This is a genomic window from Streptomyces griseiscabiei (assembly GCF_020010925.1).
Lineage (GTDB): Bacteria > Actinomycetota > Actinomycetes > Streptomycetales > Streptomycetaceae > Streptomyces > Streptomyces griseiscabiei.
The window spans coordinates 2,732,356-2,755,413 of the sequence record NZ_JAGJBZ010000002.1 but is presented as its reverse complement, the minus strand read 5'-3'; the positions used below and the strand labels follow the sequence as shown (position 1 = coordinate 2,755,413).

The 23,058-nt window shown below is 73.9% G+C and carries 14 protein-coding genes; 10 read left to right on the top strand and 4 right to left on the bottom strand.

Going from position 1 to position 23,058, the window contains the following annotated elements; all coding sequences use genetic code 11:
* Positions 1 to 365 precede the first annotated feature (365 nt).
* Entirely contained in the window at positions 366 to 1,475 is a 1,110-nt protein-coding gene (locus J8M51_RS29260; protein ID WP_086761216.1) for an XdhC family protein, read from the top strand.
* Between the two features lie 21 nt (positions 1,476 to 1,496).
* Here J8M51_RS29260 and J8M51_RS29255 read toward each other — a convergent pair whose 3' ends face one another.
* The gene (locus J8M51_RS29255) at positions 1,497 to 2,000 is read right to left on the bottom strand and encodes a metallophosphoesterase family protein (RefSeq protein WP_086761214.1); all 504 of its coding nucleotides are present in this window, start codon (positions 1,998 to 2,000) and stop codon (positions 1,497 to 1,499) included.
* A gap of 71 nt (positions 2,001 to 2,071) precedes the next feature.
* On the bottom strand, positions 2,072 to 4,600 hold the full coding sequence (locus J8M51_RS29250) for a SpoIIE family protein phosphatase (RefSeq protein ID WP_086761212.1): 2,529 nt from the start codon (positions 4,598 to 4,600) through the stop codon (positions 2,072 to 2,074).
* Between the two features lie 273 nt (positions 4,601 to 4,873).
* Between J8M51_RS29250 and lanKC the strand changes: the two genes are divergently transcribed.
* From lanKC to J8M51_RS29230, 4 genes are all read left to right on the top strand, one after another.
* A complete protein-coding gene (gene lanKC, locus J8M51_RS29245) occupies positions 4,874 to 7,501 on the top strand; it encodes a class III lanthionine synthetase LanKC (RefSeq protein WP_086761210.1) in 2,628 nt (875 codons plus the stop codon).
* 85 nt (positions 7,502 to 7,586) lie between these two features.
* Positions 7,587 to 7,703, top strand: coding sequence for a SapB/AmfS family lanthipeptide (locus J8M51_RS29240; RefSeq protein WP_005483995.1), 117 nt, complete (start codon positions 7,587 to 7,589; stop codon positions 7,701 to 7,703).
* Positions 7,704 to 7,829: 126 nt separating this feature from the next.
* The gene (locus tag J8M51_RS29235; RefSeq protein WP_267299573.1) at positions 7,830 to 9,569 is read left to right on the top strand and encodes an ABC transporter ATP-binding protein; all 1,740 of its coding nucleotides are present in this window, start codon (positions 7,830 to 7,832) and stop codon (positions 9,567 to 9,569) included.
* Positions 9,566 to 11,422, top strand: a complete 1,857-nt coding sequence (locus J8M51_RS29230) for an ATP-binding cassette domain-containing protein (RefSeq protein ID WP_267299572.1) — start codon at positions 9,566 to 9,568, stop codon at positions 11,420 to 11,422. Before J8M51_RS29235 ends, J8M51_RS29230 begins: the two co-directional genes overlap by 4 nt.
* Here the strand turns inward: J8M51_RS29230 and J8M51_RS29225 are convergent.
* Positions 11,352 to 11,954, bottom strand: coding sequence for a response regulator transcription factor (locus J8M51_RS29225; protein WP_256966247.1), 603 nt, complete (start codon positions 11,952 to 11,954; stop codon positions 11,352 to 11,354). The genes J8M51_RS29230 and J8M51_RS29225 overlap by 71 nt on opposite strands.
* A gap of 289 nt (positions 11,955 to 12,243) precedes the next feature.
* On the opposite strand from J8M51_RS29225, the gene J8M51_RS29220 reads away from it, so the two are divergent.
* Positions 12,244 to 14,388, top strand: coding sequence for a SpoIIE family protein phosphatase (locus J8M51_RS29220; RefSeq protein WP_086762521.1), 2,145 nt, complete (start codon positions 12,244 to 12,246; stop codon positions 14,386 to 14,388).
* A gap of 214 nt (positions 14,389 to 14,602) precedes the next feature.
* On the opposite strand, the gene J8M51_RS29215 is transcribed toward J8M51_RS29220, so the two are convergent.
* Positions 14,603 to 16,039: a S1 family peptidase gene (locus J8M51_RS29215; RefSeq protein ID WP_256966248.1), complete on the bottom strand. Its 1,437-nt coding sequence runs from the start codon at positions 16,037 to 16,039 to the stop codon at positions 14,603 to 14,605.
* 707 nt (positions 16,040 to 16,746) lie between these two features.
* Here J8M51_RS29215 and J8M51_RS29210 point away from each other — a divergent pair.
* From J8M51_RS29210 to J8M51_RS29195, 4 genes are all read left to right on the top strand, one after another.
* Positions 16,747 to 16,962 (top strand): hypothetical protein, encoded by a 216-nt coding sequence (locus J8M51_RS29210; RefSeq protein WP_033528587.1) that lies wholly within the window; start codon positions 16,747 to 16,749, stop codon positions 16,960 to 16,962.
* Between the two features lie 86 nt (positions 16,963 to 17,048).
* Positions 17,049 to 17,855 (top strand): HlyD family efflux transporter periplasmic adaptor subunit, encoded by an 807-nt coding sequence (locus J8M51_RS29205; protein WP_086761959.1) that lies wholly within the window; start codon positions 17,049 to 17,051, stop codon positions 17,853 to 17,855.
* A 25-nt stretch (positions 17,856 to 17,880) separates the two neighbouring features.
* Entirely contained in the window at positions 17,881 to 20,118 is a 2,238-nt protein-coding gene (locus J8M51_RS29200; protein WP_086761957.1) for an NHLP family bacteriocin export ABC transporter peptidase/permease/ATPase subunit, read from the top strand.
* A gap of 1 nt (position 20,119) precedes the next feature.
* Positions 20,120 to 22,942, top strand: coding sequence for an NHLP bacteriocin export ABC transporter permease/ATPase subunit (locus J8M51_RS29195; RefSeq protein ID WP_086761955.1), 2,823 nt, complete (start codon positions 20,120 to 20,122; stop codon positions 22,940 to 22,942).
* Positions 22,943 to 23,058 lie beyond the last annotated feature (116 nt).

Below are 23,058 nucleotides of genomic sequence, written 5' to 3'. Positions count from 1 at the left end.
TTCGCAAGACAGTTCACCTGTCACGGCTGATTCTTTGCCCTGCCGGCCCCTGCGAGGCCTTGTGGGGCCTTGTGCAGCCGCGCGGGGACCCGATAGTGGCCTCCCGTCCGGTGGGGGCTGGTCGCGCAGTTCCCCGCGCCCCTGAAAGAGGCCTGCGGCCCTTTCGGGGAAAAGCACGGGCGCAGCCCCTGCTTTTCAGGGGCGCGGGAACTGCGCGAGAAGCCCCACCGGACGGACGCCTGGGGGTCGAAGGGGCACAGCCCCTGGGGATGGGACGGGTAGGGGCGGCGGGGGCGAGGAAAAGCCGGTCGGCGGGCGGCAGCGGTCAGGGCGGTGGAGGCTGGAGGCAGAGGAGGCCGATGCTCGTGCGTGACATTCTTCCGGTGCTCGGCGAGTGGTACGCCGCAGGCTCCCCCTTCGGTCTCGCCACCGTCGTCGCGGTCAGCCGGAGCGCGCCGCGGGGGCCGGGCGCGGCGATGGCGGTGGGCCCCGGTGGGGAGGTCGTGGGCAGTGTGTCCGGTGGCTGTGTGGAGGGCGCGGTGTTCGAGCTGGCCCAGGAGGTCGTCGCGGACGGGCGGGCGCGGCTGGAGACGTTCGGGTACAGCGACGAGGACGCCTTCGCCGTGGGGCTGACCTGCGGCGGGGAGATCACACTCCTGGTACGGCGGGTGACGGGCGCCGAGGACCCGTCGTTCGGGCAGATCGTGGACTCGGTGGGCGCGGGGCACCCGGTGACGGCGGCGACCGTGATCGACGGCCCGGCCCCGCGTGGCGCCACCCTCGCCGTATGGCCGGACAGGGCCTCCGGCACCCTCGGCTCGACCGGCCTGGACGTCGCCGTCGCCGCCGACGCGCGGGGCGAGTTGGCGCAGGGGATCACCGGGCGGCGGCACTACGGGCCGCGCGGTGAGCGGCGGGAGGACGCGGTCTCCGTGTTCCTGCAGTCGTTCGCGCCCCCGCCCCGCATGCTGGTGTTCGGCGCGATCGACTACGCGGCGGCGGTCGCGCGGATCGGTGACTTCCTCGGGTACCGGGTCACGGTGTGTGACGCCCGCCCGGTCTTCGCCACCCCGAAGCGCTTCCCCGCCGCCGTCGAGGTGGTCGTCGAGTGGCCGCACCGCTATCTGCGCGACACCCCCACCGACGACCGCACGGTCATCTGTGTCCTCACCCACGACCCCAAGTTCGACGTGCCGCTGCTGGAGGAGGCGTTGCGCCGCCCGGCCGCGTACATCGGGGCGATGGGCAGCCGCCGTACGCACGACGACCGGACCCGGCGGCTGCGGGAGGCCGGGCTCGGCGCGGCCGAACTGTCCCGGCTGCGCTCGCCCGTCGGACTGGACCTCGGCGCCCGTACGCCGGAGGAGGTGGCCGTCTCCGTCGCGGCGGAGATCGTCGCGCTGCGGTGGGGCGGCAGCGGGGCGCCGCTGACGGAGACGACCGGGGTGATCCATCCGCCGGACCCGAGTGGTTGAGCGGGGCGGCGGGCGCCCGGGTCAGGTGCGGGGCGGCAGTCGGTGCAGTTCCACGTCCGTCAGCTCGCCGTCCGCCGCCGTCGCCGTCATATAGGTGTGGTGCGGCCGGCGGCGGCGGTCGGTCGGGGAGCCGGGGTTGAGCAGCCGCAGGCCGGTGGACGTGGTGGTGTCCCAGGGGATGTGGCTGTGGCCGAAGACGAGGACGTCGGTGTCGGGGTAGCGGGCGGCGCAGCGGGACTCCCGGCCCTGGGCGGGGCCGGTCTCGTGGACGACGGCGAGCCGCAGCCCGTCCAGTTCGGCGCGGGCCACCTCGGGGAGGCGGGCGCGCAGGCCGGGGCCGTCGTTGTTGCCGTACACGGCGACGAGCCGGCGGGAGCGGGCTTCGAGGAGGTCGAGGGTGGCCTCGTCGACCCAGTCGCCGGCGTGGACGACCACGTCGGCGCGCGGGAGTTCGGCGAGGAGCGGCTCGGGCAGCGCTTTCGCGCGCTTGGGCAGATGGGTGTCGGAGAGAAGCAGCAGACGCACCCGGCCAGCGTGTCACCCGACGGGCTGTTCGACACGGCGGGTCACCCGACGGGCCCGTTCGACACGGCGTGTCATTCGATGGGGATCTCCGCCCACACCTGTTTGCCGCCGCTGACCGGGACCGTGCCCCAGGCCGAGGACATCGCCTCGACGAGGAGGATGCCGCGCCCGCCGGTGGCCTCCCAGCCGATGACGGTGGGCTTCATGGGGGTGCGCGGGGAGGCGTCGGCGACCGCGACGCGGAGGCGGTCGGCCAGGAGGGTGAGGTCGAGGCGGACCCGGCCGTCGGTGTGGACGAGGGCGTTGGTGACGAGTTCGGAGACGACGAGGAGCACGGTGTCGGCGGTGGCCTCGACGCCCCAGCGGCGCAGCACCCGCCGGGTGTAGCGGCGGGCCTGTCCGACGGCCTGGGGGACGCGCCACACGCTCCAGTTCTCGCGCTGGGGGCGCAGGGCCATGCCGTCGTAGCGGACGAGGAGCAGAGCCACGTCGTCGTCGCGGTTGGCGCCGCCCAGCAGGGTGTCGGCGACGACACCGAGGTGGGCGGGGTCGGCGCCGGAGAGTTCGGTGGCGAGGTGGTCGAGTCCGTCCTCCACGTCGACGTCGGCGGACTCGACGAGGCCGTCCGTGGTGAGGGCCAGCAGGGTGCCGGGGGTCAGCCGCAGGGGGCTCATCGGGAAGTCGGCCCGCATGACGACGCCGAGCGGCGGTCCGCCCTCCGCCTCGCTGATCTCGGTGGTGCCGTCCGGGTGCCGCAGCACGGGCGGGATGTGGCCGGCGCGGACGTACCAGGCGGAGCCCTCCTCCATGTCGATGTCTACGTAGCAGCAGGTGGCGAAGAGGTCGGTCTCCATGTCCATCAGGAGCCGGTTGGCGTGCGAGACGACGACGTCCGGGGGGTGTCCCTCGACGGCGTAGGCGCGCAGGGCGGTGCGCATCTGGCCCATCAGGGTGGCGGCGCCCGCGTTGTGGCCCTGGACGTCGCCGATGACGAGGGCCACATGGTTGTCGGGCAGCGGGATGACGTCGTACCAGTCGCCGCCGACCTCCAGTCCGGCGGTGGTGGGCAGATAGCGGGCGACGGCGACCGCGCCGGGCAGCTGCGGCAGACGGCGCGGGAGCAGGGTGCGCTGGAGCATGCCGACGAGTTCGTGCTCGGCGTCGAAGGCGTGGGCCCGCATCAGGGCCTGTCCGGCGAGGCCGGAGGCGGCGGTGAGCAGCGCGCGCTCCTCGGGGCCGAAGTCGTGGGGGTTGTCCCAGCCGATCAGACAGGCCCCGGCCATCCGGCCGCCGGCGGGCAGCGGGAGCACGGCGAGGCCGCCGGGGCCGACGTCGGAGAGGGCCGGTTCCAGATCGGCTCCGGCGGGCCAGATCCCGGCGCGCCCCTCACGCAGGGCGGTGGCGAGGGTCGGCATGGTGCGCACCGGCGCGTCCGGCCACTCGCCGCGCCACTCCGAGCGCCACACCTCGGGCCAGACCTCCGGCTGCGGGGGGTCGAGGACGGTGACGACCAGGCGGTCCCCCTCCAGTTCGGCGAGGGCGATCCGGTCGGCCTGGAGCGGCTTGCGCAGGGCGGTCACCACGGCCTGGCTGACGTCACGGACGGTGCCGGCGGTGGCCAGGGCGGCGGCGAGGCGCTGGATCCGGGCCACGTCGCCGCGGCCGGTGCGCAGGGTGGAGGCGTCGGCGACGGTACCGACGAGCCGGGTGGCCCGGTCCTCGCCGCCGGGCAGCATCCGGCCCCGCAGCCGGAGCCAGCGCTGCTCGCCGGAGGGCTGCAGGATGCGGAACTCCAGCTCCCGGTCGCCGATGGACATGTGGTCCGCCTCGACGACGGACATCAGCGCGGGGAGGTCCTCGGGCACGGTCAGCGCGATCAGGGTCTCGACCCGGCCGTCGAAGTCGTCGGGGCCCATGCCGAACAGCTCCAGCAGTTTGTCGTCGACCTCGACCCGCCCGGTGTCCATGGCCAGGTCGAAGGAGGCGCCGGGTCCGGCGGGCGGGGCGGGGGCGGCGCTGGTGACCGCCTCGGCGAGGAGGTCGAGGCACCGCCGGTCCTCGGCGTCGAAGGCGTCCGGGCCGTCACCGACGGCGACGAGGCACCCGCGCTCGCGCAGCGGCAGCACGCCCAGCGAGAACTCCTCGACGGGGGCGCGGGGGGCGTCCGCGCCCTCGGGACCGTCCATGCCCCGCGGACCGTCCATGCCCCGCGGACCGTCCGTACCTCGCGGACCGTCCATGGCTCGGGGCGGGCCGGGGTCCGGTGCGGGCCCCGCGTCCCGGGGCAGGTCGCCGGAGGCGAACCAGCGGGGGCGGCCCGAGCGGCAGGTCTCGGCCACCGGGGCGGGTCCGGAGGCCGGGTAGCTGTCGCGGAGCCCGTAGAGGCTCCTCGGGACGCCCGCCGAGCCGGCCAGGGACAGCGCGTCGCCCTCGCCGTCCGGGATGTACAGGACGGCGACCGTAGCGCTCGTGAACACGAGCACCTGTTCGAGGATGGCGTGCAGCCGCTCCTGCGGATCGAGATCGCCGGCAAGCGTCTTGAGCGCGAGTTCGGCACGCAGCGTCCTCGTTCCGCGTTCCGCTGCGCCCTCACTGACCACGTCCGCAATTACAGCGCTTCCGGCACGGTCGCGCAGCCCCTGGGACCGTTCGGCGAGGCCGGGGACCCGTTCCGTCCGCCCGTCCGGGCCCGAAAGAGGCCGAACGGATCCGAACAGATCTTTACCCATGCGTTCCGCACGGTGAGCGCGTGACAGGCGTGACGGGTTTCTGGTGACAGCCGTGACTGTCCGGCGCTCCGGCGGGCTGGAAGGCTCGTCGTCACCCGGCCCAGGGGGCGACGGCATCGACGGCACACGACCCGGGGGACGCGCATGGACAAGCGGTACGAGGCGTACGCGCTCGCCGACAGGCACTTCTACGAGACACCCGACCGGCTCTCCGCCGGTGCGGGAGCCGGCACCGCGGCGCCCGGCTACGGGACGGCCCTGCGGGCGGTGCCCGAGGGCTGGCGGGCCGCCCGGATCGGGGACTGGCTGACGCTGACCCCGGTCGACGACGGCGGGCGGCCCCGTCCCGGGCCCACCCAGGGATGGAAGGTGCACGCCTCCGCCACCCGGGCGAACGCGGACCGGATCGCGGCGATCGTGTGGGACTACTGCGTGCCCCGGGCGATCCCGTTCAAGTTCGTGCCGGGTCCGCAGCTGCTGCATCTGCGCAACGCCAAGTACGCGGCCCGCGACACCAGCGGCAAGTTCGTGACCGTCTACCCGGCAGACGAGGAGCAGCTGCATCTCGTCCTGCGCGAGCTGGGCGCGCTCCTGGACGGCCTGGACGGGCCGTACATCCTCACCGACCTGCGCTGGAACGAGGGACCGCTGTACGTCCGCTACGGCGCCTTCGCCCGCTCCTTCGTCGTCGACGAGCGCGGCACGCTCGTCCCGGCCGTCCGCGACGGCGGGGGCACCCTGGTCCCGGACCAGCGGAAGCCGACCTTCCATGTGCCCGACTGGGTGAACCTGCCCGCGTTCCTGGAACCGCAGCTCGCGGCACGCAACACGACCACGGTCGGCGAGCTGCCGTACCGCATCGAGAAGGCGCTGCACTTCTCCAACGGCGGCGGCGTGTACGTCGGCACCGACACCCGGGACGGCCGCCGGGTGGTCCTGAAGGAGGGGCGCCCGCACGCCGGGCTGGCCGCCGACGGGGCCGACGCGGTCACCCGGCTGGAGCGGGAGAGGGACGCGCTGGAGCGGCTGGCCGGGCTCGGCGTGGTGCCCGGGGTGCGCGACTGGTTCACGCTCGGCGACCACCGCTTCCTCGTCATGGACTTCGTCGAGGGCCGCCCGCTCAACGCGTACGTCGCCGAACGGCACCCCCTGCTGGCCGCCGACCCCGAGCCGGGCGCGGTCGCCGCGTACACGGCCTGGGCGTTACGCGTCCACCGGGCCGTCGAGGAGGCGGTCGCGGCGGTGCACGCGCGCGGGATCGTCTTCAACGACCTGCATGTCTTCAACATCATGGTCGCGCCGGACGACCACTCGGTGTCCCTCCTCGACTTCGAGGCGGCGGCGCCCGTCGAGGAGAACGGCCGCCAGACCGTCGCCCACCCCGGCTTCCTCGCGCCCCCGGACCGCACCGGCGCGGCCGTCGACCGCTATGCCCTCGCGTGTCTGCGGCTGGCGCTGTTCCTGCCGGTCACCTCGCTGTTCGTGGTGGAGCGGGAGAAGGCCGCGCATCTCGCGGCGGTGATCGCGGAGCAGTTCCCGGACGTGCCGCGCGGGTTCCTGGACGAGGCGGTCGCGGAGATCACCCGTGGCAGCGGCGGCGTCGGGGAAACACGGGGCCGGGGCGCCCCGGCGGGCGGCTGGTCCCTCGCCGGGCCCGGGGACTGGCCGTACAGCCGTGACTCGATGGTGAAGGCGATCCTGGCCTCCGCCACTCCGGAGCGCGACGACCGGATCTTCCCCGGGGACGTCGCCCAGTTCTCCGACGGCGGCGGTCTCGGCCTCGCGCACGGCGCGGCGGGCGTCCTGTACGCGCTCGCGGAGGTCGGCGCCGAGCGCTACGAGGAGGGTGAGCGCTGGCTGCTGGATCACACCGACCCGGTGCCGGTCGGCACCCCGCTCGGTCTGTACGACGGTCTCGCGGGGGTCGCGTTCACCCTGGACCGGCTCGGCCACCGCCGGCGGGCCCTGGACCTGGTCGAGCGGATCCTCTCCGAGAAGTGGCACAAACTGTCGTCCGACCTGCGGGGCGGACTGGCCGGGCTGGGCCTGGTCCTCGACGAACTGGCGCGCACCACCGGCGAGTCCGGGCTGCGCGCGCACGCGGCCGAGGCCGCGGACCTCCTCGTACGCCGCCTCGCCGAGCCCCGCCCGGCACCGCCCCGCCGACGGGCCGGCCTGCTGCGCGGCGCGAGCGGACCCGCGCTGTTCCTGCTGCGCCGGTACGAGGCGACGGGCGAGCCCGCGCTGCTCGACGCGGCGCACGCGGCGCTGCGGCTGGACCTGGAGTGCCTGGTCGACCAGAGGAACGGCGGGCTGGCCGTGGACGAGGGATGGCGGACGATGCCGTACCTCGGGGACGGGAGCGTGGGCGTCGGCATGGTGCTGGACGACCTCCTGGCCGCCACCGCCGACGCCACCGGCACCGCCCCGCACGGGTACGCGGACGTACGGGCGGGTGTGCTGACCGCCGCGGCCTACCGCTTCTACGCCCAGCCGGGCCTGTTCGAGGGCCGGGCCGGGATGATCCTGCACCTGGCGCGCACCGGCGCCCCGCGCGAGCGGCTGACGCGGCAGATCGCCGCGCTCGGCTGGCACGCGATGCCCTACCAGGGGCAACTGGCCTTCCCCGGCAGCCATTTGATGCGGCTGTCCATGGACCTCGGTACCGGAACGGCGGGCTGTCTGCTGGCCCTCGGCGCGGCGCACGCCGCCGACGACGGCGCCCCGGCGCAGCTGCCGTTCCTGCCGCCGCCACGACGGCGGCCCCTATGACGCGGTTCCCCCACCGGGTGGAGTCGTGACGCAACACCCCCGTCCCCAACGGCCCCTGAGCGGGCCACCGACGAAAGGAAGCGACATGGCACTTCTCGACCTGCAGACGATGGAAGCGGACGAGACGACCGGCACCGGCGGCCCCAGCTCCCTGAGCGTGCTGTCCTGTGTGAGCGCGGCCAGCATCACGCTCTGCCTCTGATCGGGCCGAAGGGCGGCTCCGGACGGTTCCCTCCCCACCGCGGGGAGGGGCCGTCCGGGGCCCGCCCGTCCCGGTTGCGGGCGGCCCACCCTCCCATCCACCCGGTCATCCCACGTCAGGACGGGTATGACGACCCCTCTGCTGCGCTCGGCCGTCCGGTACTCCGGCCTTCGTTGTACGGCCCTGGCGCTGGTGTCCGTGGCCGCGACGGCGGCGGACCTGTCGCTGCCGGTCGCGCTCGGCCGGGCCCTCGATCTGCTGCTGGCCGGCGACCCGGACGGCTCGCGCTGGGTGCTGTGGTGCACGGCGCTGATCCTCGTGGCGGCCGTGCTGGACGCGGTCGAGACCGTACTCGGCGGGACCACGGACGCCCGGGCCACCGCCTGGCTGCGCCATCGTCTGGTGGGGCACGTGCTGGCCGTGGGGCCGCGGGCCGTGGGCCGGTTCGGCCCCGGGGACCTGGTGGCCCGGCTCGTCGGGAACGCGGCCCAGGCGGGGACGGCGCCCGCCACGGCCGCCGCGCTCCTCGCCGCGCTCGTCGGGCCGCTGGGCGCGGTGGTGGCGCTGGGGCTGATCGATCCCCGGCTCATGGCGGCGTTCCTGATCGGGGCCCCGCTGCTCGCCCTCGTCCTGCGCGCGCTGGCCCAGGACTCCTCCGTGTGCGTCACGCGCTATCAGCGGGCCCAGGGCCGGATCGCGGGCGGGCTGGCCGAGGCCGTCGCCGGGCACCGGACGATCGCCGCCGCCGGGACCGCCGACCGGACCGTCACGCGTGTCCTCGGGCCCCTGCCCGAGCTCTCCCGCGAGGGGCACCGCATGTGGCATGTCCAGGGCCGGGCCGCCGCACGGGCCGCCACCGTGGCACCGCTGGCGCAGCTCGCCGTCGTGGCCACCGCCGGCGTCCTGCTCACCCGGGCGCGCCTGTCCCCCGGCGACCTCCTCGCCGCGTCCCGCTACGCCGTGCTCGCCGCGGGCGTCGGCGTCCTGGTCGGCCATGTCTCGGCCCTGATCCGCGCGCGTGCGGGCGCCGCCCGGCTGGGCGATGTGCTGGCCGAGCCCCCGATGCCCCACGGCGGACGTCTGCTGCCGTCCGCCGGACCGGAACCGCCGGAGCCGCGCGCCCCGTCCCGTCCGGTCTCCCGGCAAGGACGGCTCGAACTGCGGTCCGTGACCGTCCGCCGGGGTGGGCGTGCCGTGCTGGACGGTGTCGACCTTGTCGTCCCGGGTGGTGCCACGGTGGCCGTCGTGGGGCGTTCGGGGGCGGGGAAGTCACTGCTCGCCGCGGTCGCCGGGCGGCTCGTGGATCCGGACGAGGGAGAGGTACGGCTCGACGGGGTGCCGTTGCCCGAGCTGGACCGGCGGGAGCTGCGCCGGGCGATCGTGCACGCCTTCGAACGCCCGGCCCTGCTGGGCGGCTCCGTCGAGGACACCATCGCCTTCGGGGTCCCCCGCCCCTCCCCGGCCCGGGTCCGGGAGGCCGCCCGCGCCGCGCACGCCGACGCCTTCGTCCGGCGCCTCCCCGACGGCTACGCCACCCCCTGCGCCGACGCCCCCCTGTCGGGCGGCGAGGCCCAACGCCTCGGCCTCGCCCGCGCGTTCGCCCGCGACTGCCGTCTCCTCGTCCTCGACGACGCCCTCTCCAGCCTCGACACCGTCACCGAGCGCCGGGTCACCGACGCGCTCCTCTCCTCCCCCACCGGCGCCACCCGCCTGCTCGTCGCCCACCGCGCCACGACGGCCGCCCGCGCGGACACGGTGGCCTGGCTGGACGGGGGAAGGGTGCGGGCGGTGGGGCCGCACGCGGAGCTGTGGCGGATCGCCGGGTACCGGGAGCTGTTCGGGGCGGGAGGCGGGCCGCAACGATGAGGGCCACCGCACCGCCCCGACCGCCTGTTTCGCCGCTCGGTCTCCCCCGGCGCGGTCTGCGTTTTCTGCGGCGGCGGGCGCGGGTCGTCGTACGGCTGGCGCTCTGGTCCGTGGTGGAGGCGGTGCAGACGTTCGTGATGGGGTACGCCCTCGCGCGGGCCCTCGACGACGGGTTCCTGGCCGGACGGGCGGGCGTCGGGCTGGGGTGGCTCGGGGTGGCGGCGGCGGCCGTGGCCGTGGGGGCGTTCGGGACCGGGCGGGTGTACGGGGCCGTGGCGGGGCTGGTGGAGCCGTTGCGGGACCGGCTGGTGCGCGGGGTGGTGGAACGGGGGGTCCGGGAGGCGGACGGCGGGGCCCTGTCCGGGCTGACCCAGCAGGTGGAGATCGCCCGGGACACCTTCGCCGGACTGGTGATGGTCTCCCGCTCGTTCGTGTTCACCGCCGCCGGGGCGCTCGTCGGGCTCTTCTCGCTGGCCCCGCCCCTGCTGCTGGTGGTAGGCCCCCCGCTGGTCGTCGGTGTGGGGCTGTTCCTGGTGACGCTCCGCCCGCTGGCGCGCCGGCAGGAGACCTTCCTCGTCGCCGACGAGGCCCTCGCCGGCCGGCTCGGCGCCGTCTGCCCGGGGCTGCGGGACATCACGGCGGCCGGGGCGGAGGAGCCGGTCGCCGCCGACACCGGCCGGTGCGTCGAGGCCGAGCACCGGGCGGCCCGCTCGCTGGCCCGCTGGGGCGTCGTCCGGGTCGCCGCCCTGGCGATCGGCGGCCAGCTCCCCGTCGTGCTCCTCCTGGCCACGGCCCCCTGGCTGCTGGACCGGGGGGTGACCGCGGGCGCCCTGATCGGCGCCCTCGCCTACGTCACACAGTCCCTCCTCCCCGCCCTGCAGAACCTGGTCCACGGCCTGGGCACCAGCGGCTCCCGGCTCGCGGTGGTGCTGCGCAGGCTGCTGCCCCCGCCGGACACCACGACGCACACCCCCCGGCCCGAGCCGCCGCCCGACACCGAGCCCCCGCCCGGCCCCGGTACCCCGCCGGGCGCCGCCGCCGGGGACGCCCTCGCCCTCTCCTCCGTCACCTTCGCCTACGGCGCCTCCGGCACCCCCGTCCTCGACGCCCTCGACCTCCGTGTCCCGCACGGCACGCACCTCGCCGTCGTGGGTCCCAGCGGCATCGGGAAGTCCACCCTCACCGGGCTCGTCGCCGGTCTGCTGCGCCCCCGGCAGGGCACCGTCCACTTGTGCGGGCGGCCGGTACCGGGCGCCACATCCCGCGCACACCGGGTGCTCATTCCGCAGGAGGCGTACGTGTTCGGGGGATCCCTCGCGGAAAACCTCGGCGAGCTGCGGCCGAAACCCGTGCCCGAGGAGGAGCTGTGGGCCGCCGCGGAGGCCGTGGGGCTCGCCGGGGTGATGGCACGGCTGGGCGGTCCGGGGGCCGAGGTCGACCCCGGCGCGCTGTCCGCCGGGGAGCGCCAGCTCGTCGCGCTGGGCCGGGCGTACCTGTCGTACGCGTCGGTGGTGATCCTCGACGAGGCGACCTGTCACCTGGACGCGGCGGCGGAGGAGCGCGCGGAGCGGGCCTTCGCGCGGCGGCCGGACACGACCCTCGTGGTGGTCGCCCATCGGCTCGGCTCGGCCCGGCGCGCGGACCGGGTGCTGGTCATGGACGGGCGGTCCACGGCGTACGGGGAGCACGAGGAGCTGCTGGCCCGCTCGCCGCTCTACCGGGACCTGGTGGGCGCCTGGGCGCCCGGGGCGGGCACGCCGTCCCCGGGCCCTCCGGAGTCCCTCAGAGCCAGCCCTCCCCCTGCGAGATCCGGATCGCGTCGATCCGGTTGCGCGCCCCCGTCTTGCGGGTGATGGCGGCCATGTAGTTGCGCACGGTGCCGTGCGAAAGGTGCAGGCTGCCGGCGATCTCGGCGACGGAGGCGCCCTCGGCGGCCAGGGACAGCACGCTCAGCTCACGGCGGGTCAGGGGCATCTCGGCGGCCTTGAGGAAGCCGAAGCCGAGGGAGTCATCGACGAAACGTTTCCCTCGGGCGACCTCGCGGATCGCGGACACCAGCCGCTGCGGCGAGCCCTCCTTGTCGACGTACCCGAGGGCCCCGGCCTCCGCCGCGCGCTTGAGGAGCCCGGGTCTGCCCGCGTGGGCGAGGACCAGGAGCCCGGGGGCCGGGCCTCCCGTACCGCGCAGGTCGGCGAGGGGCGGGATGCCGATCGCGTCCGCGCAGTCCAGGTCCGCCGCGCAGACGTCCGGCCGCAGGGACCGTACGCGCCCCGGCGCCGCGCGCCAGGACGCGTCGTACACCGTCAGGCCGGGTTCCCCGCGGAGCCACTCCGCCAGCACCGACCTGACCAGACACTCGTCGTGCACGAGCAATACCCCGATCACGTTCGCCCTCCGCCTCCCGGACACCGATGTCCTCCGCCTCAGCGCGTGCCCATTGTTGGCGCCCCCGACCACGCCCGGGCGCGAAGAACCAGCCATCGGGGTGCGTGGGGGCGCACTCGCGGCGCCCGCGCGCGATGCCGCGCATCACCGAGGGGGCATGGCCCGGGCGGGAGGGGGTACAGCGGTTCGTCCACGGCACGGCGCTCGCCGTGCGCGGGCGGCGCCCAGGGAGGAGCCTTGACCCTGGGGCGCGACGCGCGGTCGTACGAGGTGCGAGGAGGTGGTCGGTATGGCCGGCGTCCACGCGTCCGGAGGGCGGACGACCGTCGAGACGGCCCGGGTCGGCCATCCGCTGCTGTCCCTGGCGCTGGCCGCGATGATGGACGACGTCGAGGCCCACTCCGGCGCGGTGTACCTGCTGACGCCGGACGAACCGGTCCTGGAGATGGCCGTCATGGCGGGACTGCCCAGGTCGTTCGCCGCGCCCTGGGAGCGGGTGGGCCTGAGCGCGCCGGTCCCGGTCTCGGAGGCCGTGCGCGGGCGGCGGCTGGTGTGGGTCAGCGGCGAGGAGCAGATGGCCCGCCGCTATCCCCGGATCGCGATGGTGCTGCCCTATCCGTTCGCCCTGGCCGCGCTGCCGGTGGCGACCCGCGACACCACGTACGGCGCCGTCTTCCTGACCTGGCCCGGCTCCCACCCGCCGGAGCTGAGCGAGCGCGAGCGGGACCAGCTGACCTCCGCCTGCGACCGGCTCGCGAAGCGGCTGCGGCGCGCGGAGGAGGAGGGCCGGCCGGTGCTGCCGGAGCCGGACCTGTCGGCGCCGTCCGCGACCACGGTCGCCGGGACGCTCGGCACGGTGGAGGCGGCGCGGATGGTGGCGCGGCTGCCGTACGGGATGTGCGCGCTCGATCTGCACGGACGGATCACCTTCGCCAACGCGGCCACGGCCGAACTGCTCGGCATCCCGGTGAGCGCCCTGCTGGGCACCCAGCTGTGGGCGTCGGTGCCGTGGCTCAACGATCCCTCGTATGAGGACCGGTACCGGGCGGCCCTGATGAGCCAGCACGTGACGTCGTTCGTGGCGCTGCGACCGCCGAGCGACTGGCTGTCGTTCCGGCTGTACCCGGGGACGAACGGGCTGAGCGTACGGATCTCCCGGGCCCGCGCGGTCGCCGAGGCCGAGCACGCGGCGCGGCTGGAGGGCGGGGGGCCGGGCCGACTGGTGACGATCAACCATGTGCTGGCGCTGGCGAGCGCGCTCACCGAGGCGGTGGGCGTGCAGGACGTGGTGGAACTGGTCGCCGACGAGATCGCCCCGGCCATCGGCAGCCAGGCCCTCGTGATGTTCGGCTCGCGCGCCGGGCGGCTGCATGTGCTCGGGCACCGCGGCTACACCGACCCGCATCTCGTGGAACGCTTCGACGGGATGCCGCTGTCCGCGCCGATGCCCGGGGCGCACGCCCTGACCACCGGTGTGCCGGCCTTCTTCGAGTCCCGGCAGCAGCTGGAGCATCTCTATCCGATGCGGCAGGACACCCCCGACGGACTGGGCGCCTGGGCGTATCTCCCGCTGATCGCGTCGGGGCGGCCGGTGGGCACCTGGGTGCTCGGGTACGCCGACCCGCATCCGTTCCCCGCGGACGAGCGGGCGGTGCTGACCAGCCTCAGCGGTCTGATCGCCCAGGCGCTGGAGCGGGCGCTGCTGTACGACGCCAAGCACCAGCTCGCGCACGGGCTGCAACAGGCGCTGCTGCCGCACTCGCTGCCGTCGATCCCCGGGATCCAGGCGGCCTCCCGCTATCTGCCCGCCACCCGGGGCATGGACATCGGCGGCGACTTCTTCGACCTGGTCCTCTCGCACGGGCGGGCCTCCGCCGTGATCGGTGATGTCCAGGGGCACAACGTGACGGCGGCGGGGCTGATGGGGCAGATCCGTACGGCGGTCCGCGCGTACACGACCGTCGGGCAGGCGCCCCAGGAGGTGATGAGCAGCACCAACCGGCTGCTGATCGACCTGGGTTCGGAGCTGTTCGCCAGCTGTCTGTATCTGCGGCTCGACCCCGAGCACGGGACGGCCGTGATGGCGCGTGCGGGGCATCCGCCGCCGTTGCTTCGCCGGCCGGACGGGAAGGTGCGGGTGCTCGACCTCGCGGGCGGGCCGCTGCTCGGGATCGACGCGGAGGCGTCGTATCCGACGACCGAGGTGGCGCTGGCGGAGGGGGCGGTGCTGGCGCTGTACACGGACGGGCTGATCGAGTCGCCGGGGGTCGACATCGAGGAGGCGCTGGCGGATCTCGGGGAGCGGCTGTCGAGAGCCGGGGAGAGGCCGTTGGACGCGCTGGCCGACAGTCTCGTGCGGGAGATCGGAGCGGCGGAGGAGCGGGCCGACGATGTGGCGTTGCTGCTGCTGCGGGCCACCGGCTCCGCCGGGTGACGCCGCGGGTCCTGCCGGGTCGTTCGTCGGATGCGCGGGTATCGGCCGCGCCACCGGACGCGAAGCGGTCCGGCCCTCCCGCCGGAGGGCCGGACCGTGCCACCTGCCGACCGGAACCGCTGTGGTGTGGCCGGCACGTGGGCCGTGAGGCGACGGCCGGGGGTCAGTGGCCGCTGATCCCTGGGCCGTCGTCCACGTTCTCGGTGGCGTTCGCCTACTGCTGGACGCCCTGCTCGTCGACACCCTGGTCGCCGATGCCCTGCTCCTGCTCCTGGCCCGCGCCGGCCGCGTCACCGGCACCGGCGACCGCACCCGCGTCGCCCTCCTCGCCGGCTCCGGCGGCAGCGGCGCCCTCCTCCTGGCCCGCGCCCGCCGCGGCGGCGCCCTCTTCCTCACCGGCACCGGCCACGGCACCGCCGTCGGCCTCCTCGCCGGCTCCGGCGACCGCGCCGCCGTCGGCCTCTTCGCCCGCACCGGCCGCGCCGGCGCCGCCGGCCTCCTCACCGGCGCCCGCGCCGGCGTCGCCGAGGGTGGCGCCGGTGGCCGCGAGGGCGGTGGTGACCGGCTGGAAGAAGGTCTCGCCGCCGACGGTGCAGTCACCGCTGCCGCCGGAGGTCAGACCGATGGCCTGGCCGTCCTCGGTGAACAGCGAGCCGCCGCTGTCGCCGGGCTCGGCGCAGACGTTGGTCTGGATGAGGCCGGTGACCGTGCCCTCGGGGTAGTTCACCGTGGCTTCGAGACCGGTGACCTGACCGTCGGCGAGACCGGTGGTGCTGCCCATGCGGAAGACCTGGAGACCGACCGCGGCCTCGCCCACCGCGTTGATGTCGACCGTCTGGCCGTTGCCGAGGTCGACCGTGCTGGCCGCCTGGGTCGCCGGGTCGTTGTAGTTGACCAGGGCGAAGTCACCGGCGCCCGGGAACGTGGCGGTCGCCGCGTCCACGGTGGCGATCGGCGCGCCGCCCTCCTCCTCGGACCACTCGGCCTCGGCGACACCGCAGTGACCGGCGGTCAGGAAGGCCGGGGCACCCTCGGCGTTGACGACGTTGAAGCCGGCCGAACAGCGCGCGCCGCCGCCGAAGATGGCGTCGCCGCCCTCCAGGAACGTCTTGAACGTGCCGGCGGACTTCTTGATGGTCGCCATGCCCGAGCCGAGCGACTTCACGGCCGTCTCGATGGTGTCCCAGTTCTCGCCCGTGACCGTGGAGTCGGCGGTGACCTGGAGCTTGTTGGTGCGGGGGTCGATCGCCCAGGCCGTACCCGGGACGCTGGCCTGCTCCTTCAGCGTGGCCGCGCCCTTCTGCAGCTCGGACCAGCTGTTGTCGACCTCACGGACCTCCGCGCCGGCGGACTGCGCCTGGATGATCACGTTGTTGTCGTCGCCGTCGATCTGAAGACCGTCGATGACGTTGATGATGAGCTGCTTCTCGCCCGAGTCGTAGTACGCGCCTGCGAACGCGTCACCGAGCAACTCCTGGAGCTGGGAGGCGAGGTCGGAGGCGTCACTCGCCGCGAGGGTCTTCGGGGCCGCGTCCTTGGACTCCGTCTGCGACGCCATCGCGTTCGGCAGAATGAGGGCCGCCGCACCGATCGCCGCCACGCCGCCTGCGGCTATGAACGCCTTGCGCTTGGTGGCTCGTTTGTGACTCAACTCTTGACCTCCTGGGGACGGGGTCCGTACCGCCGTCCGGCGGGTGAACTCGGGGCGCCTGGTTGCCAGTTGGTACGGATGGTTCCGATGGGGTGTTCAACGCTCCGCAAAAAGATTCCAATCTTCCATTTCGCAAAGCGCGCTACGCCCGTCGTTGGTCTGCCATTTCACGACTTCCCGCCCCGCCTCGCCGTGGGACACCTGTGACGCCGTCGGTCCGCATCCCGTCCGACGACACTCGGCGACCACGCGACAGCGGTCCGTTCACTCCGGCGGCCGGGAAACCGGCTTCGGGGAATCTCCACACCGAATGCTCAGCGGAGTCACGGTCGGCGGGAGTTCTGCACAGGCGTGTCGCGTGCTCCGTGCCTTTGAGGCGGGACTGTCCCATTCGTTTTCCGACTGGCAATGAAGGCCTTATGACCATGCCGCGATCCGTGTGAAGAAGCTGCCCCCATGCCGTGCCCACTCCTGCACCAATGAACCGTCATGGTCACCAAGTGCGCTGGTGGGAGGCCATGTTGATTGGATGTGCGCGGCGGCGATCTGCTTATATCCATCGCACCGCGGGGGCCGCCGAGCCCTCGGATCGGGGAGCAGCCGGCTCTCCGGACCGAGAGCGGGCACCCACGTGCGCGGCCGTCGTTCTGTCCCCAGAAGGGGGCCGCTCCCCCCTTATGAATAGCTATACGAAGGGAAGTTCCATCATGAACTCCACCCCCCAGGTTGAGACCGCCGAGATCTCGGACGCCGCCCTCGACGCCGTCTCCGGTGGCCTCTCGGTCAACGCCGTCGGCACCGTCACCGGCCTGGTGGACGGCATCGCCCCGGTCTCCGGCCTGGTCAACACGGCCGTCGGCACGGTCGAGGGTGTCACCGGTCTGAACACCGCCCCGGTCACCAGCCTGGTCGCCGGTCTCTGATCGACCCCCAGTGCCGCTGAGTCCCGGAACCACCTGACAGGTTCCGGGACTCTCGGGGTGCCCTGAAGCCCGACAAGGGAAGTCCCGTGCAGTTCCGCCAACAGGCCCTCGCCAAGCTCCAGTCACCGGAGGAGCTCGATCTCCCGGTGCGCTTCGCCCGTCCGCAGGGCTGGCTGGTGCTGTCCGTGACGGTGGTCGCCATGGCCGCCGCTTCCGTGTGGGCCGTCACGGGTTCCGTCGCGTCGACGGTCAGCGCCCCCGCCGTCCTCACCCACGGCCAGGGCAGTTACATCCTGCAGAGCCCGGTGGCCGGCCAGGTCACCGCCGTGCTCGCGAAACAGGGCGAGCGGCTGCCCGCCGGCGCCCCCGTCCTGAAGGTCGCCACCGCCGACGGCGAGAAGGTCGTACGGTCCGTCGCGGCCGGCCGGGTCTCCGCGCTCGCGGCCACCATCGGCCAGATCATCCAGACCGGCGCGAACGTCGCGGCCGTCGAGAAGGTCGCCGACGCCGACGACCCGCTCTACGCCACGGTGTACGTCCCCGCCGAGAACGCCGCCTCCATCCCCGAGGACGCCGCCGTGGACCTCACCGTGCAGTCGGCGCCCACCCAGCGGTACGGCGTACTGCGCGGCCATGTGCAGAAGGTCGACCGCACCGCGCAGACCCCGCAGTCGATCGGCGCGTTCCTCGGCGACAGCCAGCTCGGTGAGCAGTTCACCAGGAAGGGCCGCCCGGTCGCCGTCACCGTACGGCTGGACCGCAAGGCGTCGACCGAGTCGGGCTACCGGTGGTCCTCGCAGGACGGGCCGCCTTTCGGGCTGACCTCCATGACCATGGCCACGGGCTCGATCCGGCTGGCCGACGAGCGTCCGATCGATTGGCTGCTGCCGTGATCCCCTCCGCCGACGGGCCGCGCCCGTGACCGCGTCCCAGGACACCGCCCCGCCACCCGTACGCGGCAGACGCAAGGCGGCCCCGCCCAGGCGCCCGGTCCCCAAGGGACGGGGGAAGACCGTCCGCACACCCACCGTCCTGCAGATGGAGGCCGTGGAGTGCGGCGCCGCCTCCCTCGCCATGGTCCTCGGCCACTACGGACGGCACATCCCGCTGGAGGAGCTGCGGATCGCCTGCGGTGTCTCCCGCGACGGCTCGCGCGCCAGCAATCTGCTGAAGGCCGCCCGCAGTTACGGCCTGACCGCCAAGGGCATGCAGATGGACGTGGCCGCCCTCGCCGAGGTGACGGCACCGGCCGTCCTGTTCTGGGAGTTCAACCACTACGTCGTCTACGACGGCATGGGCCGCCGCTTCGGCCGGCGCGGCGTCCACATCAACGACCCCGGCAAGGGCCGCCGGTTCGTGCCGATGGAGGACTTCGACGCGAGCTTCACCGGGGTCGTCCTCGTCATGGAGCCCAGCGACGGCTTCGAGAAGGGCGGGCGCAGGCCCGGCGTCCTCGGCGCCATGCCCGCCCGGATGCGCGGCACCGCCGGCACGCTGCCCGCCGCCGTCCTCGCCAGTCTGCTGCTGGTGGCGGTCGGCGCGGCGGTGCCCGCGCTGAGCCGCACCTATATCGACATGTTCCTGATCGGCGGGCAGACCTCCCTGCTGGGCGTGCTGTTCACGTCGATGGGCGCCTGTGTGCTGCTGACGGTCCTGCTGACCTGGCTGCAGCAGGCGAATCTCCTACGCGGACGCCTGATCTCCTCCACCCTGTCCAGCGCCCGCTTCCTGCGCCACCTCCTCCGGCTGCCCGTCACCTTCTTCTCCCAGCGCAGCCCCGCCGACCTCGTCCAGCGGCTCCAGTCCAACGACGCGGTCGCCGAGACCCTGGCCCGCGATCTCGCGGCGGCCGGGGTGGACGCGGTCGTGGTCGTCCTGTACGCCGTCCTCCTCTATACGTACGACCCGCAGCTGACCTTCGTCGGCATCGGGGTGGCACTGCTGAACGTGGTGGCGATGCGGGTGGTGATCCGGCTGCGGGCGACCCGGACGGCGAAGCTGCGCGCCGACAACGCCCGGCTCACCAACACGGCGTACACCGGACTCCAGCTGATCGAGACGATGAAGGCGACCGGCGGCGAGGAGGGCTACTTCCGCAAGTGGGCCGGGCAGCACGCGACCACGCTGGAGGAGCAGCAGCGGCTCGGTGTGCCGAGCGCCTGGCTCGGGGTGGTCGCCCCGACGCTCGCCACGCTCAACAGCGCGCTCATCCTCTGGATCGGCGGGATGCGCGCGGTCGAGGGCCATATCTCCGTGGGTCTGCTGGTCGCCTTCCAGGCGCTGGTCACCCGGTTCACCGCCCCGATCACCCGGCTCAACGGCGTCGCGGGCCGCATCCAGGACTTCGCGGCCGACGTCGCCCGGCTCAAGGACGTGGAGAACTTCCAGGCGGACCCGCTGTACGCCCGCCCCGACGCCGGCGAGTCCACGCGCCGTCTCCAGGGCCATGTGGAGCTGGAGAACATCACCTTCGGCTACAGCCCTCTCGACAAGCCCCTGCTCACCGGCTTCGACCTGACCGTGGGCCCGGGGCAGCAGGTGGCGCTGGTCGGCGGTTCGGGCAGCGGCAAGTCGACGGTGTCGCGGCTGATCTCGGGCCTGTACTCGCCCTGGGAGGGTGTGATCCGTATCGACGGGCGCCGGCTGGAGGACATCCCGCGCGGGGCGCTGGCCGCCTCGGTCTCCTTCGTCGACCAGGAGGTGTTCCTCTTCGAGGGCACGGTCCGCGACAACGTGGCCCTGTGGGACCCGTCGATCCCGGACGAGGCCGTGGTGGAGGCGCTGCGCGACGCGGCCCTGTACGACGTGGTGGTCCGCAGGCCCGGCGGCATCAACAGCCGGGTCGAGCAGGACGGCCGGAACTTCTCCGGCGGTCAGCGGCAACGCCTGGAGATCGCGCGGGCGCTGGTCCGCAGGCCCAGCATCCTGGTCCTCGACGAGGTCACCAGCGCGCTGGACGCGGAGACCGAGCTGACCGTGATGGACAACCTGCGCAAGCGCGGCTGTGCCTGTGTGGTGATCGCCCACCGGCTCTCCACGGTCCGCGACAGCGACGAGATCGTCGTCCTGCAGCACGGCACGATCGTGGAACGCGGACGGCACGAGGAGCTGGTGGGACGCGGCGGCGCGTACGCCCAGCTGGTCAGGGAGCGATGAGATGACGTCCCCGTCCGGCGAGGGCGACCTCGTCCTCGGCGCGCTCGGCACCATGGGCACGCCCCTCGACCGCGCCGGCCACACCCGTCTCGACCTCGAAGGCCCGCAGACGCTGTGGCTGGTGGCCTCCGGCGCCCTGGACCTGTTCGCGGTCGACGCCGCCGAGCAGGGCCACTGGCACCATCTGGGCCGCCTGGAGGCGGGCGCGCTGCTGCTCGGCCCGGTCCCCGGGCCCCAGCACACCCTGGTCGCCCGCCCGCTGCGCGACTGCGTGGTCCGGCGCATCGGACTGCGTGAGCTGTACCAGCAGGCGGGGACCGAGACCTGGTCGTACGACGAATGGGGCAACGCCCAGCTCGTCCCGCCGCAGACCAGCCCCCTCGAATACGCCCTCGCCCTGGGCGTCGGCCGCAGTCTGTCCATCCTCTTCCAGGCACCGATGGCCACCGAGCGGGCCGCCGCGCCCACCGACGACGACGTGTTCTGGATGCGGGTGCCGCCCGGCAGCGTCCAGTACGGCTCGCTGTACGGCGCGGAGGCGGCGGGCGACCTGCTGATGGACCCCGGGGTCTGGCAGAGCATGGTCGACCAGCAGTACCGGCTGCTGGCCACGCTGGACCGGTGGATCGAGCAGCTGGAACGCACCCACGAGGACCGGACGGCCGCCGGGATCAAGGCCGGTGAGGCGGTACGCGCCCAGGCCGACCGCACCCTGCTCGCGTCCATCGGCAAGTCCTCCGCGAACCGGCGGACGACGGCCGCCGACGCGGACGCCACGTACGCGGCCTGCGGACTCGTCGCCCGGGCGGCGGGGATCAGCCTCTCCGAGCCCGCGCAGAGCGGCACCGAGAGCGACCGCCTCGACCCGGTGGAGCGCATCGCGCTCGCCTCCCGGGTCCGGGTGCGCGCCGTACGCCTCGCCGGCACCTGGTGGCGGGAGAACGTGGGCCCGCTGGTCGGGCACCGGGCCCTGTCCGGGGCGCCGGTGGCGCTGCTGTGGCGGCGCGGCGGCTATGTGGCCGTACAGCCGTCGTCCGGCCGGGAGACACCGATCGAGAAGGCGAACGCGGCGGAGTTCGAGCCGCGGGCGGTGATGTTCTACCGGCCGCTGCCCGAACGGGTGCTGAGCCCGCTGCGGCTGATGCGGTTCAGCCTGCACGGCACGCGCGGTGACATGACGGGACTGCTGCTCAGCGGCCTGGTGACGGTCCTGCTCGGCTCGCTCGTGCCCATCGCGACGGGCAGGATCCTCGGCGAGTACGTGCCGAAGGCCCAGGAGGAGCTGATCGTCCAGGTCTGCCTGGCGATCATGCTGGCGAGCGTGGTGTCGGCGGCGTTCCTGCTCCTGCAGAACATGACGATCCTCCGGTTGGAGGGCCGGATCGAGGCGACCCTGCAACCGGCGGTCTGGGACCGTCTGCTGCGGCTGCCCACCGCGTTCTTCGCGTCCCGTTCCACGGGCGAACTGGCCAGCGCGGCCATGGGCATCAGCGCGATCCGTCGCACCCTGGCAGGCGTCGGCCCGGTGGTCGCCCAGTCGGTGACCATCGGCGCCGTGAACCTCGCTCTTCTCCTCTGGTTCAGCGTGCCCATGGCCCTGGCGGCGATCGGGATGCTGGTGATCGTGGCCTCCGTCTTCCTCGGCCTCGGGCTGTGGCAGGTCCGCTGGCAGCGCCGCCTGGTGGTGCTGAGCAACAAGCTCAACAACCAGGCGTTCCAGACCCTCCGGGGCCTGCCGAAGCTACGGGTGGCCGCCGCCGAGAACTACGCGTACGCCGCCTGGGCGGGCGAGTTCGCGCGCAGCCGGGAGCTACAGCAGAAGGTCGGCGGGATCAAGAACCTCAACACGGTGCTGGGCGCGGTGTATCTGCCCCTCTGCACCCTGCTGATGTTCATGCTGCTGGCGGGCCCGGCGCGGGGGTCGATGTCGGCGGCGGAGTTCCTCACCTTCAACACCTCGGTGACGATGCTGCTGACGTCGGTGACGCAACTGACGGGCGCGTTCGTGTCGGCGGTGGCCGTCCTCCCCCTGTTCGAGGAGATCAAGCCGGTGCTGGAGGCCACGCCCGAGGTGCGTACGGCGAGCACCCGCCCGGGTGTCCTCTCCGGCGCGCTGGAGGCCCGCCGCCTCTCCTTCCGTTACGCCGACGACGGCCCGCTGGTGCTGGACGACGTGTCCTTCGCGATCCGGCCGGGCGAGTTCGTGGCGATCGTCGGCCCGAGCGGCTGCGGCAAGTCGACGCTGCTGCGCCTGCTGATCGGCTTCGACAAGCCGGTCTCCGGCAGCGTGCTCTACGACGGTCAGGACCTCGGCGCCCTCGACCAGTCCGCCGTGCGCCGGCAGTGCGGTGTCGTCCTCCAGCACGCGCAGCCGTTCACCGGCTCGATCCTGGACGTCATCTGCGGGACGGAGCCGTTCACTCCCGAGGAGGCGATGGCCGCGGCGGCGATGGCGGGCCTCGCCGAGGACATCCAGCGCATGCCGATGGGGCTGCACACCATCGTCCAGGGCAACGGCGCGATCTCCGGGGGGCAGCGTCAACGCCTCATGATCGCGCAGGCGTTGATCCGCCGTCCGCGCCTCCTCTTCTTCGACGAGGCGACCAGTGCGCTGGACAACGAGACACAGCGCACGGTGATCGAGAGCACGCGCGCGCTGAACGCGACGCGTGTGGTGATCGCCCACCGGTTGTCCACGGTCATGGACGCGGACCGGGTGATCGTCATGGAGGACGGCAAGGTCGCGGAGGTCGGCCCTCCGGCCCAGCTGCTGGCGAACCCCGCGGGCCGTTTGCACGAACTGGTCCGGCGTCAGATGGCCTGATGGGGGTGCGTTGTCGGGTGCGGCTCCGGTGGAGCTTCTCGCGCAGTTCCCCGCGCCCCTGAAAGCCCAGGCCCCTGCGGGCCTGAAAGACCAGCCCTCCGCGGCCTGAAGGGCGA